Genomic DNA, 15035 nt, shown 5'->3' on the forward strand with positions numbered 1-15035 from the left:
ACCGCGTGCAGATCCGCGAGTCAGCAGCAACAGAATGAAAAAAAGCATGTTGCATTAGCTACAGGAGTGCTAAGCTCGGCAGACCCTTTGTTTAGTACATTAAACATCATGACCTCTACTCCTGATTATTCATGCGATGTCCTTATCATTGGCAGCGGCGCGGCGGGCCTTTCCCTTGCGCTGAGGCTGGCCGATGCAAGCCAGGTCACCGTATTGAGCAAAGGCCCGCTCAGTGAAGGCTCAACCTTTTATGCGCAGGGCGGCATCGCCGCCGTTTTTGATGAAACCGACAGTATTGAGTCGCACGTTGACGATACGCTGATTGCCGGCGGCGGTCTTTGCGATCGCGAAGCGGTCGCTTTTATCGCCAGCAACGCGCGGCACTGCGTTCAGTGGCTGATCGATAAAGGCATGATGTTTGACAAAGACAAGCCGGATGAACGCTACCATTTAACGCGCGAAGGTGGCCACAGTCACCGCCGTATCCTGCACAGCGCTGACGCTACCGGGCGGGCGGTGGAAAACACGCTGGTAAGCCAGGCGCTGGCCCATCCGAATATTCGGCTCATTGAGCGCAGCAACGCTGTCGATCTGATCGTTTCTGACAGGATAAATCTGCCCGGCGAACGTCGCGTGGTCGGTGCATATATCTGGAATCGCAACTCAGAGCGCGTTGAAACCTGCCGCGCGCGCGCCGTGGTACTGGCGACCGGCGGCGCGGCCAGAGTGTATCAGTACAGCACCAATCCTGACGTGGCGTCCGGCGACGGCATCGCGATGGCGTGGCGCGCTGGCTGCCGCGTTGCCAACATGGAGTTCAATCAGTTCCATCCCACCTGTCTGTTTCACCCTGAAGCGAAAAACTTCCTGCTGACCGAAGCGCTGCGCGGCGAAGGCGCGGTGCTCAGGCGGCCTGACGGCACGCGCTTTATGCCTGATTTCGACCCGCGCGCAGAACTGGCGCCACGCGATATTGTGGCGCGCGCGATCGATCATGAAATGAAGCGCCTTGGCGCGGCGTGCATGTATCTGGATATCAGCCATCAGCCCGCTGAGTTTATTCGTGCTCACTTCCCCATGATCGACGAAAAGCTGCAAACGCTGGGCTTCGACCTGACGAAAGAGCCCATTCCCATTGTGCCCGCCGCGCACTATACCTGCGGTGGCGTGATGGTCGATCACCACGGGCGAACCGACCTTAACGGCCTTTATGCCATTGGCGAAGTCAGCTATACGGGCCTGCACGGCGCGAATCGTCTGGCATCTAACTCGCTGCTGGAGTGTCTGGTGTATGGCTGGTCGGCGGCGGAAGATATCAGGGAGCATTTGCACGCCGCCGATCTGGTTGCAACCTTGCCGCAATGGGATGAGAGCCGGGTGGATGACTCGGACGAACGGGTGGTTATTCAGCATAACTGGCACGAACTGCGCCTGTTTATGTGGGATTACGTCGGCATCGTGCGTACCACGCGACGCCTTGAGCGCGCGCTGCGCCGTATCCGGATGCTGCAACAGGAAATCGATGAGTACTACGCGCAGTTTCGTATCTCCAATAACCTGCTCGAGCTGCGCAATCTGGTACAGGTGGCCGAACTGATTGTTCGCTGCGCAATGGCACGTAAAGAGAGTCGTGGGCTGCACTTCACGCTGGACTACCCCGAGCCGCTCGACGTCGCCGCGCCGACCATTCTGTCGCCCTGATCAGCGGAACAGATAAAAATCCCGCGTCAGGCTGCAATGTGCATCAGAATAGCGCTGGTCGGGGCCGCGAATGGTCATCCTGTCGAGAAACTGCTCGCCCGGCGCCGGAGAGAGCGCCAGCAGCACGCGGTTCGGCGGGCGCGTCTCGTTGTCTGAAATATCAGTACGCGAACGCAAATGCCAGCCGCGCGACTGCGCCAGCGCCGCCAGCGCATTGCCCGCCTCTGCCGGCAGAATAACGCAGAAAAAGCCGTCTTCCGTGATCAGCGTTTCCGCGCAGGTCAGCAGCATATCGTGCGTCAAATCCGTGGTGTAGCGCGCCGAGGCGCGGGCAGCACTGGCGCATTCTGAGCCGGGCGGGAAATAAGGCGGATTGCTGACGATAAGACTGTAACGCTGCTCGCAGCGCTGCGACCATCGCAGGATATCGTCCTGCCAGATATGGATTCGGTTCGCCCACGGCGAGGCCTGAACATTTTCCTGTGCCTGCGCAGCAGCTTCAGCGTCAAGCTCAACGGCGTCAATCGTGACGTCCTGAGCGGTTCGCTGCGCCAGCATCAGCGCGATCAAACCGCTGCCGCTACCAATATCCAGCGCGCGCCGGGCGCCGACGACCGGCGCCCAGGCACCGAGCAGCACGCCATCCGTCCCCACTTTCATCGCACAGCGATCGTGCGCGACAAAAAACTGCTTGAAGGTAAAGCCGTTGGCACGTAAAACCGCTTTCTGTTGAGACATTTGATCGATCCGAAAAAGAAACGCCGCCAGCATAGGACAAAGTCAGCGCAAGGAAAAGTCATAAAGGCCACACAAACAGATGAAGATCGTGTTCAATCTGTCTATAATCAGCGCCCCAAACTGAGGTAGACCATGACTGTAACCACTTTTTCCGAACTCGAACTTGATGAAAGCCTGCTGGAAGCCCTGAGCGAGAAGGGGTTCAAGCGCCCGACCGCTATCCAGTCTGCTGCGATTCCGCCTGCGCTGGAGGGTCGTGACGTTCTGGGTTCGGCACCAACCGGTACAGGCAAAACGGCGGCCTATCTGCTGCCCGCTCTTCAGCATCTTCTTGATTTTCCCAGAAAGAAATCAGGCCCGCCGCGTATTCTCATTCTGACGCCCACGCGCGAGCTGGCGATGCAGGTGGCGGATCACGCGCGTGAACTGGCAAAGCACACGCATCTGGACATTGCGACCATCACCGGCGGCGTGGCGTATATGAACCATGCTGAAGTGTTCAGTGAAAACCAGGACATCGTGGTGGCTACCACCGGTCGTCTGCTGCAATACATCAAAGAAGAGAACTTCGACTGCCGCGCGGTTGAGACGCTGATCCTTGATGAAGCCGACCGCATGCTGGATATGGGTTTCGCGCAGGATATTGAAACCATTTCCGGTGAAACCCGCTGGCGTAAGCAAACCCTGCTGTTTTCCGCCACGCTGGAAGGCGAAGCGATTAAAGATTTCTCCGAGCGTCTGCTTAATGAACCGGTGGAGATTGAATCCGATCCGGCGCGCAGCGAGCGCAAGAAAATTCAGCAGTGGTACTACCGCGCTGATGATATTAAGCATAAAACCGCCATGCTGATTCATCTGCTCAGGCAGCCTGAAGTGACCCGCTCTGTGGTGTTTGTGCGTAAGCGCGAACGCGTTCATGAACTGTGCGGCTGGCTGCGTGACGCAGGCATCAATACCAGCTATCTGGAAGGCGAACTTGAGCAGTTTAAGCGGAACGAAGCGATCAAACGCGTTGTCGACGGCCGCGTCAACGTGCTGGTGGCCACGGACATCGCGGCTCGCGGCATTGATATTGACGACGTCAGCCACGTTTTCAACTTCGATCTGCCCCGCACCACGGATATCTATCTGCACCGTATTGGCCGCACCGCAAGGGCCGGTAAAAAAGGCACGGCGATTTCGCTGGTAGAAGCGCACGATCATCTGTTGCTGGGCAAAATCAGCCGCTACATTCAGGAGCCGTTGAAGGCGCGCACCATTGATGAAATGAAGCCGGTCACCCGTCCGCCTAATGAAAAGCTGAACGGTAAGCCGTCCAAAAAAGTGCTGGCGAAGCGTAAAGAGAAAAAAGAGAGCGAAGCAACCAGGCCACGCGTTAAACAACGCCATCGCGATACGAAAAATATCGGCAAACGCCGTAAACCCAGCGCGGCGCTGAAAACCGACGGCGATGAATAAATATGCGCCGCAATAAAAAACCGCTCGATTTGAGCGGTTTTTTTATGGCAGTGACGCAAACAAATGCGGTTTTCAATGCAGAAAGCGGTGCAATCGCCTTAAAGTGACGCTTACAGGCTTTCAGTGAAGGTGCGTGCAATTACGTCGCGCTGTTGCTCAGGCGTCAGCGAGTTGAAACGTACGGCATAACCTGAAACGCGAATGGTGAGCTGCGGATATTTTTCAGGGTTTTTAACCGCATCTTCCAGCGTTTCACGACGCAACACGTTTACGTTGAGATGTTGACCGCCCTCAACGCGCACCTCAGGTTTAACCTCCAGCGGCACTTCGCGGTATTCGATGTCGCCCAGATCGGTGACGGCAACAATCTGATCTTCGCTATACTCTGCTTTGGCGCAAACGCAACGCGCTTCGTTTTTTTCGTCGTCCAGCAGCCAGAATGAATTTAACAGCGCGTTGTTGCTTGCTTTAGTGATCTGAATTCCGGTAATCATAAATTGCCTCCCAGGCAGTGCAGGCTGAGCATATCAGCACGGGTTAACGGGTAATTTTTTTCCGCAATGTGTGTTGTATATCAGCCCACGCCCCTGCGCACCTTGATTCACATCAAAAAATGCCGCTGACCAAAACGGCCATTGCGCTCAACTTTATGATTTACATCAAATTTAACCCACTCTTTTTTTCATATTTTTTTGTAAATATTCAAATAATTTTTAATTTTGCCTTTATTGCCGTGCACGTTAAGCTACTCCCAATACTTAAAGGAGGCAAAAATGGCCAATGCGCTGACCTGGCACGACGTGCTGGCAGAGGAAAAAAATAAACCTTATTTCACCGAAACCCTGACTGTCGTCGCTAACGAGCGCGCGGCAGGCAAAGTGGTTTATCCACCGCAGAAGGATGTGTTTAACGCTTTTCGCTTTACCGAACTCAGCGATGTTAACGTTGTGATCCTCGGGCAGGATCCTTATCACGGCCCCAATCAGGCACATGGCCTCTCTTTTTCCGTACGTCCCGGCGTTGCTATACCGCCCTCGTTAATGAATATGTATAAAGAGCTGGAAGCAGAGATCCCCGGTTTCGTCCGGCCAAATCACGGTTATCTGGAAAGCTGGGCGCGTCAGGGCGTATTGCTGCTCAATACTGTACTGACGGTGGAGGCGGGTCAGGCGCATTCTCACGCGCGCTTAGGCTGGGAAGCATTTACCGACCGGGTCATCGCATTAATTAATGAACATCGGGAAGGCGTCGTCTTTTTGCTGTGGGGTTCACACGCGCAGAAAAAGGGCAGTATCATTGACAGGCAACGTCATCACGTACTTCAGGCGCCGCATCCGTCACCGCTTTCAGCACACCGCGGCTTTTTTGGCTGCGGGCATTTCGTCAAGGCGAATGCGTGGCTGGAAGAGCACGGCAAAAAGCCCATCGACTGGACGCCGCGGCTCCCTGAGTAAGCAAAAAAAGCACCGGTGACGGTGCTTTTTTCCAGTCAGGATTTTGCTTTGGCCACCGCGACCATCGCCGGACGAAGCAGACGCCCGTTCAGCGTATAGCCACGCTGCATCACCATCATTACATGGTTTGGCGCAACGTCTTCGGACTCCATCATCGACATAGCCTGATGGATCTCAGGGTTGAACGGGACATTCACGTCACCCACCACTTCCACGCCAAACTTGCGCACCGCGCCCAACAGAGACTTCAGCGTCAGGTCGATACCTTCAACCATTGCCGTCAGTTCCGGATTGTCTTTATCGGTCATCTCCAGCGCGCGCTCAAGACTGTCGATAACGGGCAGCAGCTCATTAGCAAATTTTTCCAGCGCAAACTTGTGCGCCTTTTCAACATCCTGTTCCGCACGACGGCGAATATTTTCGATTTCCGCCTGCGCACGCAGCTGGGCTTCGCGAACGCCGCCCTGTGATTCGGTCAACTGCGCCTCCAGTTCGGCAATGCGTTCATCACGCGGATCCACGCCTGCTGCCGTCTCTGCGTCCTGAGTGTGTGCCTGCTCCATCCCGATATCATCTGAGACTTGCTCGTTTGGTGTGTTCTGTTCTTTACTACTCATGAATTTCTCCGCGTTTATGCACATTCGTCTCGCTGGTTCGCTTATTATGGGGATCAGAATAACGGTTTCAAGGGAACCCGTCACATTGTCTGAAGGAGCAGGCCTCATGAGGAACGTCAGCAACATGAACAAGCACTTTAACTGCATTGGAATTGTAGGCCACCCGCGCCACCCAACCGCGCTGACCACGCACGAAACGCTTTGTCGCTGGCTGACGGCAAAAGGCTATGACGTCATTATCGAGCAACAAATTGCCCATGAGCTGAAGCTGGACGGTGTGGCGACGGGTACGCTCGCTGAAATTGGCAAACGGGCCGATCTTGCCGTGGTGGTGGGCGGCGATGGCAACATGCTGGGCGCGGCGCGGGGACTGGCTCGCTACGATATTAAGGTTATTGGCATCAACCGCGGCAACCTCGGATTCCTGACCGATCTGGACCCGGACAACGCTCAGCAGCAGCTGGACGACGTGCTGGAGGGAAAATATATTACCGAGAGCCGCTTTCTGTTGGAGGCGCAGGTATGTCGTCAGGGCTGCGAACCGCGCATCGGCACCGCCATTAATGAAGTGGTGCTGCATCCGGGGAAGGTGGCGCACATGATCGAATTCGAAGTGTATATTGATGAAACCTTTGCTTTTTCACAGCGCTCCGACGGGTTAATCATCTCGACGCCCACGGGTTCAACCGCTTATTCGCTCTCTGCTGGCGGCCCGATCCTGACGCCGTCTCTCGACGCCATCGCTATTGTGCCGATGTTCCCGCATACGCTTTCTGCCAGACCGCTGGTTATTAACAGCAGCAGCACCATTCGCCTGCGCTTTTCCAACATGCGCAGCGACCTTGAAGTAAGCTGCGACAGCCAGATTGCCCTGCCCATCCAGGAGGGCGAAGATGTGTTAATCCGTCGGAACGAGGATCATCTGAACCTGATCCATCCACAAAATTACAATTACTTCAATACGCTAAGCTCCAAGCTCGGCTGGTCAAAAAAATTGTTCTAAAATGCATCATGCCTCTTTACTGGTTATAAAACCAGTATATACTGTATGAAAAACCATATCTGTGTTTTCATACAGGAATGATAACTATGCTGGCACAACTGACCATCAGTAATTTTGCGATTGTTCGTGAACTGGAAATCGATTTTCAACGTGGCATGACCGCTATAACCGGCGAAACCGGTGCGGGTAAATCTATTGCTATTGATGCGCTGAGCCTGTGCCTGGGCGGCCGTGCCGAAGCAGATATGGTGCGCCAGGGCGCGACGCGTGCTGATATCTGCGCCCGTTTCTCACTGAAAGATACGCCTTCAGCCCTTGCCTGGCTGACGGAGAATCAGCTTGATGAAGGGCATGAGTGCCTGCTGCGCCGCGTTATCAGCAGCGACGGTCGCTCACGTGGCTTTATCAACGGCACTGCCGTTCCCCTTTCTCAACTACGTGATTTAGGTCAGTTATTGATTCAAATTCATGGTCAGCATGCTCATCAACTGTTGCTGAAGCCTGAACATCAGAAAACCCTGCTGGACGCCTATGCGGGTGAAAACGCGCTGATGCAGCAAATGGCGAACAGCTACCGCCAGTGGAACCAAAGTTGCCGCTCGCTGGCTAAACATCAGCAGCAGTCACAGGAGCGTGAGGCGCGCCGCGAACTGCTGCAATACCAGCTAAAAGAGCTGAATGAGTTTGCGCCTGTTGCAGGCGAATATGAAAACATTGATGAAGAGTACAAACGGCTGGCGAACAGCGGGCAGCTTCTTTCGACAAGCCAGCGGGCATTAATGCTGCTGGCAGACGGCGAAGAGGCCACGCTGCAAAATCAACTCTATTCGGCGCAGCAACTGATTAATGAGCTGCTGACGATGGATGACCGACTCAATGGCGTCAGTATGCTTCTCGATGAAGCCGCGATCCAACTCAGCGAGGCCAGCGATGAGTTGCGCCACTATTGTGAAAAGCTGGAACTCGATCCTAACCGTCTGCATGACCTCGAACAGCGCCTTTCCCGACAGATTGCGCTGGCGCGTAAGCATCATATTTCACCGGAAGATCTCCCCGTTTTTCATCAGCAGCTGCTGGAAGAGCAGTCGCAGTTGGACAAACAGGAGAGCGATCAGGACGAACTGGCGCAGGCCGTGGCCACGCACCATCGTCTGGCGATGACCTGTGCGGAACAGCTTCACCAGCGACGCGCTCATTTTGCTCAGGAGCTGAGCGAGCTGATCACTGAAAGCATGCATACGCTCTCTATGCCACATGGCAAGCTGAGTATCGAGGTGCAGTTCAATGCCGATCATCTCACTGCCGAAGGCGCAGACCGCATTGATTTCCGCGTCAGCACCAACCCCGGTCAGTCTTTGCAGCCGCTCTCTAAAGTGGCTTCCGGCGGCGAACTGTCGCGTATTGCGTTGGCCATTCAGGTCATTACTGCACGTAAAATGGATACGCCAGCGCTGATTTTCGATGAGGTCGATGTGGGCATCAGCGGGCCGACAGCGGCAGTGGTGGGCAAAATGCTGCGTCAGTTGGGTGAATCGACGCAGGTTATGTGCGTAACCCATCTTCCGCAGGTCGCGGGCTGCGGTAACCATCATTTCTATGTCAGCAAAGAAACCGATGGCGCAATGACTGAAACGCATATGCAGCCGCTCGACAAGCGCGCTCGCTTACAGGAACTGGCCCGTCTGCTGGGCGGTAGTGAAGTGACGCGCAATACGCTGGCGAACGCAAAAGATCTTCTGGCGGCCTGATCGCCGCACTTTTTGAGGCAGTCGTGGTCATAACCGTGGTTCGTAGAGGTTTCAAACTGCGAAAAGGTTTATTATCATCACCTTCCTGGCGCCGTAACGGGCGTAATAACCAGAAGCAGATGATTGATGCTCAGGGCATCTGGCGCTATTGTTACAGCCACGCTGAACCTGAAGATTGCCTCACAGGGAAAATGACTCTTCCCTGCGTCAGACAATTAAGCTCAGGTTTAACCGGCAAATAAAACAGCCAGATGCCGAAGGTGTTGGCCCGAAAAGGAATAAAGAGACTTATGCGCTGTAAAACGCTGACTGCTGCGGCAGTGGTTGTTCTGATGATGGCAACCGCTGGATGTTCCACCCTCGGGCGCGTGGTTTATCGTCCGGATATTAATCAGGGCAACTACCTCGTTGCTACCGATGTTTCAAAAATTCACACAGGCATGACCCAGCAACAGGTTGCCTACACGCTTGGCACGCCGATGATGCGCGATCCGTTTGGCAGCAACGTCTGGTATTACGTATTCCGTCAGGAACCCGGCCATGAGCCTGTCACGCAGCAAACGTTGACATTAACCTTTGATGGCAATGGCGTTCTGACCCATATCGATAATAAACCTGCGCTGACAGACAAAAGGAAGTAACAGGAAGCATTGAGGCAGGAAGCCTGATGGTCGACATATACCCCGGCGTCCTGCCGGGGAAAGTGCACAACTTAAGCGCTATTTTTTAGCGGCGCGCTCTGCACGTTGACGACGTAATTCTTTCGGATCGGCTAACAGCGGGCGATAGATTTCAATGCGGTCTCCGGCTTTAACCTCATCCGGTAGTTTGACCGGACGACTGAAAATACCGACCTTGTTCTGAGTCAGATCGATATCGCCACGTATTTCAAGAATACCTGAGGCTTTGATCGCCTGCTCGACGGTACTCCCCTCTTCTACGTTCACCGTATAAAGGTACTGCTTATCAGGCAGCGCATAGACGACTTCTACCGCTATATCAGGCACCGTAAACCTCTTTCGCCCGACGCGTAAAGGCCTGAACCATACTGCCTGCCAGCTCTTTAAAGATGCGACCAAAAGCCAGCTCAACCAGCATATTTGAGAATTCAAAATCAAGATTCAGCTCGACCTTGCAGGCATCCTCACTGAGCGGTGTGAACTGCCAGCCGCCGGAAAGCTTGCGGAACGGGCCATCAACCAGTTGCATGTTAATACGTTGATTTTCCGTTAGTGTGTTACGGGTTACAAAGGTCTTACTTATCCCCGCTTTGGAAACGTCAACCGATGCAGTCATCTGCTGCTCGCTGGAATCAATAATTCGACTACCAGTGCACCCTGGAAGAAATTCCGGATAGGCATCAACATTGTTGACCAACCGGAACATTTTCTCTGCACTGTAGGGCACCAGCGCAGAACGACTGATTTGGGACATAGCGTTTCCTGTTAATTTTCAACCTGTAAATCATACCATCGCTGGCGGGCAAACAAAAATTCTCAGCCGCCTGGCTTCTGCTAGAATAGTTCGTCTCCCCCGCTTCGATGTGACAGGGGATGCCATTAATCCTTGCTTCATGTAAACTAAGTAGCACTATGACAAAGAAAAAACACAAACCCGGCTCTGCTACCATTGCCATGAATAAGCGGGCTCGCCACGAATACTTTATTGAAGAAGAGTTCGAAGCGGGTCTTTCGCTACAGGGATGGGAAGTTAAGGCTCTCCGTGCCGGCAAGGCAAATATCAGCGACAGCTACATTCTGCTGCGTGATGGCGAAGCCTTTCTTTTCGGCTCGACTTTTCAGGCGCTCAGCGTAGCCTCATCGCACGTTGTTTGCGATCCAACACGAAGCCGCAAGCTTTTACTTAAGCAACGCGAGCTTGATACGCTCTACGGCAGAGCAAATCGTGATGGTTATACTATCGTTGCGCTCTCGATGTACTGGAAAAACGCCTGGGCCAAACTTAAAATCGGCGTAGCAAAAGGTAAGAAAGAGCACGATAAGCGCGATGACATCAAAGACCGTGAATGGAAACTCGATAAAGCGCGCATCATGAAGCACGCAAATCGTTAAGTATCTGGCGCTATAGCAGGTTTTTCTGTTATACTGCTCGACAGTACTTGGGGCTGATTCTGGATTCGACAGGATTTGCGAAGCCCAAGGAGCATGCCGAGGGGCGGTTGGCCTCGTTAAAAGCCGCAAAAAAATAGTCGCAAACGACGAAAACTACGCCCTAGCAGCTTAATAACCTGCTCAGAGCCCTCTCTCCCTAGCCTCCGCTCTTAGGACGGGGATCAAGAGAGGTCAAACCTAAAAGAGATCGCGTGGATGCCTTGCCTGGGGTTGAAGCGTTAAATCCAATCAGGCTAGTTTGTTAGTAGCGTGTCCGTTCGCAGCTAACAGGCGAATGTAAAGACTGGACTAAGCATGTAGTGCCGACGGTGTAGTAATTCTGGACGCGGGTTCAACTCCCGCCAGCTCCACCAAAATTCTTCAAAGATGGTTCCAGTGCCATCCGCAGAAGTCCTAAGAGCCCGCATGGCGAAAGCCCTGCGGGCTTTTTTGTGCCTGCGATTTGTCCCGCGAAGTCCGAACTAAACTAATTAAATCCCAACCTTTTAGGCACCTTGTTAGGCACCTCATAAAGCTTTATTGTTTTTGAGGTGCCTAAAACTATGGAAACCCGGCAATGGCAAGACAAACCAAACCTCTCTCCGTTAAGGAAATCGAATCTGCCAAATCCAAGGAAGCGGACTATGTCCTCTATGATGGTGATGGCCTTGAGCTATTGATCAAATCCAGCGGGAGTAAAATCTGGCAATTTCGCTACATTCGCCCTGTCACCAAGAAGAGAGCGAAAAAGAGCATTGGCTCCTACCCGTCAGTTACGCTTGCCGATGCTCGAAGCTATCGGGCAGAGTCTCGCTCACTCCTGGCGAAACAAATCGATCCCCAGGAACATCAGCAAGAACAACTGCGCAGTTCGCTTGAAGCCAAAACTAATACTTTCCAACTCGTGGCTGAACGTTGGTGGAATGTGAAGAAAGCCAGTGTGACCGAGGACTATGCAGAGGACATTTGGCGATCTTTGGAAAGAGATGTCTTTCCTGCAATTGGTGACATCAGCGTTACAGATATTAAAGCTCATACTTTAGTTCAGGCCGTGCAACCGGTTCAGGCCAGAGGAGCGCTGGAGACCGTTCGTCGCCTGTGCCAGCGCATAAATGAGGTTATGATCTATGCCCAAAATACGGGGCTGATTGATGCGGTTCCTAGTGTCAATATTGGCAAGGCATTCGAGAAGCCGCAGAAGAAAAACATGCCCAGCATTCGTCCCGATCAGTTGCCTCAGTTAATGCAGACGATGCGAACGGCCAGCATTAGTCTTTCAACACGATGCCTATTTATGTGGCAGCTTCTTACCATCACCCGCCCAGCCGAAGCAGCTGAAGCCCGTTGGGAAGAAATAGACATGGAAGCACGAGAATGGAAGATCCCTGCATCACGCATGAAGATGAACCGTGACCATACTGTGCCATTGTCAGATGAAGCCATCGCTGTTCTGGAAATGATGAAGCAGTTAAGTGGCAACAGGGAGTTTATCTTTCCTAGCCGCATCAAGCCAAAGCAACCAATGAATAGTCAAACGGTTAATGCATCACTCAAGCGCGCCGGTTTTGGCGGAGTGCTGGTTTCGCATGGCCTGCGATCTATCGCCAGTACCGCCCTAAATGAGGAAGGCTTTCCACCAGATGTGATTGAAGCAGCACTTGCTCATGTGGACAAAAATGAGGTGCGTCGTGCTTACAACCGTAGCGATTACCTTGAGCAGAGACGCCCAATGATGCAGTGGTGGGCTGATTTCGTCATGACTGCGGAACGCGGTTATAAAAGTGGCGATGGAGTTAACGGAATAAGGCTTGTAGGGTGAGCTAAACGCCCTCTATGGGCGTTTACACTTCAATGGTAAGTGCTTGATAGGCATTTTAACGTAGGCTTTCATTTCCGAGATTTCGTTATTTTAGTGTTGAATGCATTCTTTACATCCTCAACATTTTTTGACCACTGCAGATAAACTCTGTCATGTAATGCTTCTTTGTCTTTCACATGAGAACTATCAATTTTTTTCGCTTCAACAAACTCCCACAAAGAATCAATGACACCGTTTACAGCGGAGATCTTATTCTTCCATCCATTTGCGGGAGCCTTAGCGTAGATTAACCTAATTAATTCATTATGAATGACCCTGTAAACCTCCGATTTTACAGTGCCACCTTTCTTTCCTGCATCGCCCCTTAATTTTGATAATTTATTTTTTTCTTCAAGGTCTGATTTAAACCAAAGCATTCCAAAACACTTGTCAAAATACTCAGAAGCGTGCATAAAAGCATCAAGGGCTACTTGTTCATCTTCACGAATAACAGACAAACCGAATTCAAATGACATACAAGCGTAAATAAAATGCTCAATGAATATATCTTCAATTGTTTCAGAACGAACATGATAAGTATTTTGATAGAAAAGTTATCTCTGAAATCCCTCCAGCATTCTTTAATAGGATCGTATATATCGATGTATTCTTTTTTCCTTGTAAGTATACCATCTACCTCATGATATCTTGACTGCCCTTTTGGTGGTTCATTATAAGATAATACTTCACTACCTTTCTTCTCAGGATCAGCAAACGCCATCTTCATACGTTCAATTTTTGACTTTAACTCTGTATGATTTTCATTCATTTCATGGGCATGAGTTCCCCATTCAGTAGCAATCATTTCCTTCAAAAGCGTTTCACGTTTATACAAAACCTTCTCATGAAAATCATTCAACAACATAAATTCCCCTTTTAAATCAAACCACAACAGCACGTAAAAAACTTTTTTTTGCTAGCTGCATTTTTCGCACATCAGATTGGCCTTAATCTTTCAGCAACCAAACTGAACCAATGAGAGGCAAACAGGCATGACTAATCTCCCCGCAGTCAGGATACTCCGCTTACCTGCTGTTATCCATAAAACGGGTTTAGCACGAGCTACCATCTATGACTGGTTAAATCCCAAATCACAACGCTACGACCCAACCTTTCCAAAAAAGAGGAAGCTCGGAAAGCAATCCGTGGGCTGGTTAGAATCTGAAATAGACGAATGGCTTTTACAACGGAATAGTTGTAGCTAAAGAATTTTCTTCTTATAGAAAGTTAAATTAATCACAAGATTAAATTTCACCATTTACAACCTTGTATATAGATTTACCTCATGAAATTTAAGGTTGATTTAGGAGATAAAAACGCGTTTAAATTTTTTCAGCCATTTTTAAATTGCTATTTTCGCTATTAATAGCAGAGTAGCCTAAACATTGGACCCCTCAAGAGTTAAACCTAACAAGAGGTAATTATGCTTTGTATGCGCCCTTTTCCTGTGCATGTATTTCCAGCGATCATTAGAAACGCGATTCATGAAGTTGAACAACATACGCAGGCACCACTTTCATTGATTGCTGCATCAGTGTTGGGAACTATTTCACTTGCCAGTCAAAATAGTATTGATGTATGCCGACTTAATAACTTGCGCAGTCCAGCATCACTCTTTTTAATGACGCTTGCAGAATCAGGCGAACGAAAAAGCACGGTTGATAAGCTGCTCATGAAACCATTATATCGATTGGAAGAAGGGTTGTTTGAAACATACAACCATGAACTTACCAACTGGCAGAATGAGAAAATAGCTTTTAATACTGAAAAGAAAGCTTTGATGTCAAAAATAAAATCAGACATTCGTCTTAACAAGGATCATTCTATAACGAATGAACGACTAAAAGCTCTGTTGTCGACATCCCCTGAAGCTCCAATCAGGTACAAACAGATATTCAACGATGCCACTCCTGCGGCTTTGAAAGAGTATCTCTGCGGAAGCTGGCGGTCTATTGGTATTATGTCTGATGAGGCTGGTACCATCTTTAACGGTTACACGCTGAACGAACTACCTTTTATCAACAAAATGTGGGATGGCGCAACATTTTCCGTAGAAAGGAAAAGTGAGCCAGAAAAACTAATCAAGGATGCCAGAATTACATTGGCACTAATGGTACAACCTGAATCGCCACGGATAATCTAGACACTTCTGAGCCGTCGATAATATTGATTTTCATATTCCGTCGGTGGCATCTGATCACTCGAACCATGCCGACGCTTACTGTTATAAAACATTTCGATGTAATCAAAAATATCGCTGCGGGCTTCTTCCCGCGTTCCATAGATCTTTTTCTTTATCCGTTCACGCTTCAGCAACTGGAAAAAGCTTTCTGCAACCGCATTATCG

17 protein-coding genes, 1 other RNA gene and 1 pseudogene are annotated in these 15035 nt (G+C 51.0%); 11 read left to right on the forward strand and 8 right to left on the reverse strand.

Annotated elements, in window-relative coordinates; all coding sequences use genetic code 11:
• The first annotated feature begins 108 nt into the window (after nucleotides 1–108).
• Nucleotides 109–1701 (forward strand): L-aspartate oxidase, encoded by a 1593-nt coding sequence (nadB, locus tag GS12_RS11560; protein WP_034947053.1) that lies wholly within the window; start codon nucleotides 109–111, stop codon nucleotides 1699–1701.
• On the opposite strand, the gene trmN is transcribed toward nadB, so the two are convergent.
• Entirely contained in the window at nucleotides 1702–2439 is a 738-nt protein-coding gene (trmN, locus tag GS12_RS11565) for a tRNA(1)(Val) (adenine(37)-N(6))-methyltransferase TrmN (protein ID WP_034947083.1), read from the reverse strand.
• Nucleotides 2440–2571: 132 nt separating this feature from the next.
• Here trmN and srmB point away from each other — a divergent pair, with 132 nt between their 5' ends.
• Nucleotides 2572–3897, forward strand: a complete 1326-nt coding sequence (gene srmB / locus GS12_RS11570) for an ATP-dependent RNA helicase SrmB (RefSeq protein ID WP_034916429.1) — start codon at nucleotides 2572–2574, stop codon at nucleotides 3895–3897.
• A 110-nt stretch (nucleotides 3898–4007) separates the two neighbouring features.
• Here the strand turns inward: srmB and grcA are convergent, their stop codons facing one another.
• Nucleotides 4008–4391 carry an autonomous glycyl radical cofactor GrcA gene (gene grcA, locus GS12_RS11575; protein WP_034916431.1) on the reverse strand — a complete coding sequence of 128 codons (384 nt, stop codon included), beginning with the start codon at nucleotides 4389–4391 and terminating at the stop codon, nucleotides 4008–4010.
• 279 nt (nucleotides 4392–4670) lie between these two features.
• Between grcA and ung the strand changes: the two genes are divergently transcribed.
• Entirely contained in the window at nucleotides 4671–5351 is a 681-nt protein-coding gene (gene ung, locus GS12_RS11580) for a uracil-DNA glycosylase (protein ID WP_034916432.1), read from the forward strand.
• A 35-nt stretch (nucleotides 5352–5386) separates the two neighbouring features.
• Here the strand turns inward: ung and grpE are convergent, their stop codons facing one another.
• Nucleotides 5387–5968: a nucleotide exchange factor GrpE gene (gene grpE / locus GS12_RS11585; RefSeq protein ID WP_034916434.1), complete on the reverse strand. Its 582-nt coding sequence runs from the start codon at nucleotides 5966–5968 to the stop codon at nucleotides 5387–5389.
• A 124-nt stretch (nucleotides 5969–6092) separates the two neighbouring features.
• Here grpE and nadK point away from each other — a divergent pair, with 124 nt between their 5' ends.
• From nadK to bamE, 3 genes are all read left to right on the forward strand, one after another.
• Nucleotides 6093–6971: an NAD(+) kinase gene (nadK, locus tag GS12_RS11590; protein ID WP_034919315.1), complete on the forward strand. Its 879-nt coding sequence runs from the start codon at nucleotides 6093–6095 to the stop codon at nucleotides 6969–6971.
• Nucleotides 6972–7057: 86 nt separating this feature from the next.
• Nucleotides 7058–8719, forward strand: a complete 1662-nt coding sequence (gene recN, locus GS12_RS11595) for a DNA repair protein RecN (protein ID WP_034947057.1) — start codon at nucleotides 7058–7060, stop codon at nucleotides 8717–8719.
• 290 nt (nucleotides 8720–9009) lie between these two features.
• On the forward strand, nucleotides 9010–9360 hold the full coding sequence (gene bamE / locus GS12_RS11600; protein WP_034916438.1) for an outer membrane protein assembly factor BamE: 351 nt from the start codon (nucleotides 9010–9012) through the stop codon (nucleotides 9358–9360).
• A gap of 78 nt (nucleotides 9361–9438) precedes the next feature.
• Here bamE and GS12_RS11605 read toward each other — a convergent pair whose 3' ends face one another.
• Together GS12_RS11605 and GS12_RS11610 are read right to left on the reverse strand one after the other, a co-directional pair.
• Complete coding sequence (locus tag GS12_RS11605) at nucleotides 9439–9726, reverse strand: RnfH family protein (RefSeq protein WP_034947060.1); 288 nt, start codon at nucleotides 9724–9726, stop codon at nucleotides 9439–9441.
• Nucleotides 9719–10153 (reverse strand): type II toxin-antitoxin system RatA family toxin, encoded by a 435-nt coding sequence (locus GS12_RS11610; RefSeq protein WP_034947063.1) that lies wholly within the window; start codon nucleotides 10151–10153, stop codon nucleotides 9719–9721. The genes GS12_RS11605 and GS12_RS11610 overlap by 8 nt, the downstream gene beginning before the upstream one ends.
• Before the next feature lie 158 nt (nucleotides 10154–10311).
• On the opposite strand from GS12_RS11610, the gene smpB reads away from it, so the two are divergent.
• From smpB to GS12_RS11620, 3 genes are all read left to right on the forward strand, one after another.
• A complete protein-coding gene (gene smpB / locus GS12_RS11615) occupies nucleotides 10312–10791 on the forward strand; it encodes an SsrA-binding protein SmpB (protein WP_034916442.1) in 480 nt (159 codons plus the stop codon).
• 49 nt (nucleotides 10792–10840) lie between these two features.
• Nucleotides 10841–11204, forward strand: a transfer-messenger RNA (tmRNA) gene (gene ssrA / locus GS12_RS23325).
• 203 nt (nucleotides 11205–11407) lie between these two features.
• Nucleotides 11408–12649 carry an integrase domain-containing protein gene (locus GS12_RS11620; protein ID WP_034947066.1) on the forward strand — a complete coding sequence of 414 codons (1242 nt, stop codon included), beginning with the start codon at nucleotides 11408–11410 and terminating at the stop codon, nucleotides 12647–12649.
• A gap of 68 nt (nucleotides 12650–12717) precedes the next feature.
• Here GS12_RS11620 and GS12_RS11625 read toward each other — a convergent pair whose 3' ends face one another.
• On the reverse strand, nucleotides 12718–13146 hold the full coding sequence (locus GS12_RS11625) for a hypothetical protein (protein ID WP_152601397.1): 429 nt from the start codon (nucleotides 13144–13146) through the stop codon (nucleotides 12718–12720).
• Nucleotides 13116–13553, reverse strand: coding sequence for a hypothetical protein (locus tag GS12_RS11630; protein WP_034947072.1), 438 nt, complete (start codon nucleotides 13551–13553; stop codon nucleotides 13116–13118). Before GS12_RS11630 ends, GS12_RS11625 begins: the two co-directional genes overlap by 31 nt.
• Nucleotides 13554–13680: 127 nt before the next feature.
• Between GS12_RS11630 and GS12_RS23330 the strand changes: the two genes are divergently transcribed.
• Together GS12_RS23330 and GS12_RS11635 are read left to right on the forward strand one after the other, a co-directional pair.
• On the forward strand, nucleotides 13681–13893 hold the full coding sequence (locus GS12_RS23330) for an AlpA family transcriptional regulator (RefSeq protein WP_072016880.1): 213 nt from the start codon (nucleotides 13681–13683) through the stop codon (nucleotides 13891–13893).
• 218 nt (nucleotides 13894–14111) lie between these two features.
• Nucleotides 14112–14810 (forward strand): annotated as a pseudogene (locus GS12_RS11635) (DUF3987 domain-containing protein); the annotation flags it as partial.
• Between the two features lie 17 nt (nucleotides 14811–14827).
• On the opposite strand, the gene GS12_RS11640 reads toward GS12_RS11635, so the two are convergent.
• Nucleotides 14828–15035: IS3 family transposase (locus GS12_RS11640; protein WP_034947075.1), on the reverse strand; the 208-nt coding region annotated here is incomplete at its 5' end.

It is taken from the genome of Erwinia oleae (assembly GCF_000770305.1).
Taxonomy (GTDB): domain Bacteria; phylum Pseudomonadota; class Gammaproteobacteria; order Enterobacterales; family Enterobacteriaceae; genus Erwinia; species Erwinia oleae.

Excerpts from the sequence above, each read along its gene's own strand:
- recN (WP_034947057.1), top strand. The coding sequence starts at position 7,058 with ATGCTGGCACAACTGACCATCAGTAATTTTGCGATTGTTCGTGAACTG.
- nadK (WP_034919315.1), top strand. The coding sequence starts at position 6,093 with ATGAACAAGCACTTTAACTGCATTGGAATTGTAGGCCACCCGCGCCAC.
- GS12_RS11630 (WP_034947072.1), bottom strand. The coding sequence starts at position 13,553 with ATGTTGTTGAATGATTTTCATGAGAAGGTTTTGTATAAACGTGAAACG.
- nadB (WP_034947053.1), top strand. The coding sequence starts at position 109 with ATGACCTCTACTCCTGATTATTCATGCGATGTCCTTATCATTGGCAGC.
- GS12_RS11620 (WP_034947066.1), top strand. The coding sequence starts at position 11,408 with ATGGCAAGACAAACCAAACCTCTCTCCGTTAAGGAAATCGAATCTGCC.
- srmB (WP_034916429.1), top strand. The coding sequence starts at position 2,572 with ATGACTGTAACCACTTTTTCCGAACTCGAACTTGATGAAAGCCTGCTG.
- trmN (WP_034947083.1), bottom strand. The coding sequence starts at position 2,439 with ATGTCTCAACAGAAAGCGGTTTTACGTGCCAACGGCTTTACCTTCAAG.
- grpE (WP_034916434.1), bottom strand. The coding sequence starts at position 5,968 with ATGAGTAGTAAAGAACAGAACACACCAAACGAGCAAGTCTCAGATGAT.
- bamE (WP_034916438.1), top strand. The coding sequence starts at position 9,010 with ATGCGCTGTAAAACGCTGACTGCTGCGGCAGTGGTTGTTCTGATGATG.
- ung (WP_034916432.1), top strand. The coding sequence starts at position 4,671 with ATGGCCAATGCGCTGACCTGGCACGACGTGCTGGCAGAGGAAAAAAAT.
- smpB (WP_034916442.1), top strand. The coding sequence starts at position 10,312 with ATGACAAAGAAAAAACACAAACCCGGCTCTGCTACCATTGCCATGAAT.
- GS12_RS11610 (WP_034947063.1), bottom strand. The coding sequence starts at position 10,153 with ATGTCCCAAATCAGTCGTTCTGCGCTGGTGCCCTACAGTGCAGAGAAA.
- GS12_RS23330 (WP_072016880.1), top strand. The coding sequence starts at position 13,681 with ATGACTAATCTCCCCGCAGTCAGGATACTCCGCTTACCTGCTGTTATC.
- grcA (WP_034916431.1), bottom strand. The coding sequence starts at position 4,391 with ATGATTACCGGAATTCAGATCACTAAAGCAAGCAACAACGCGCTGTTA.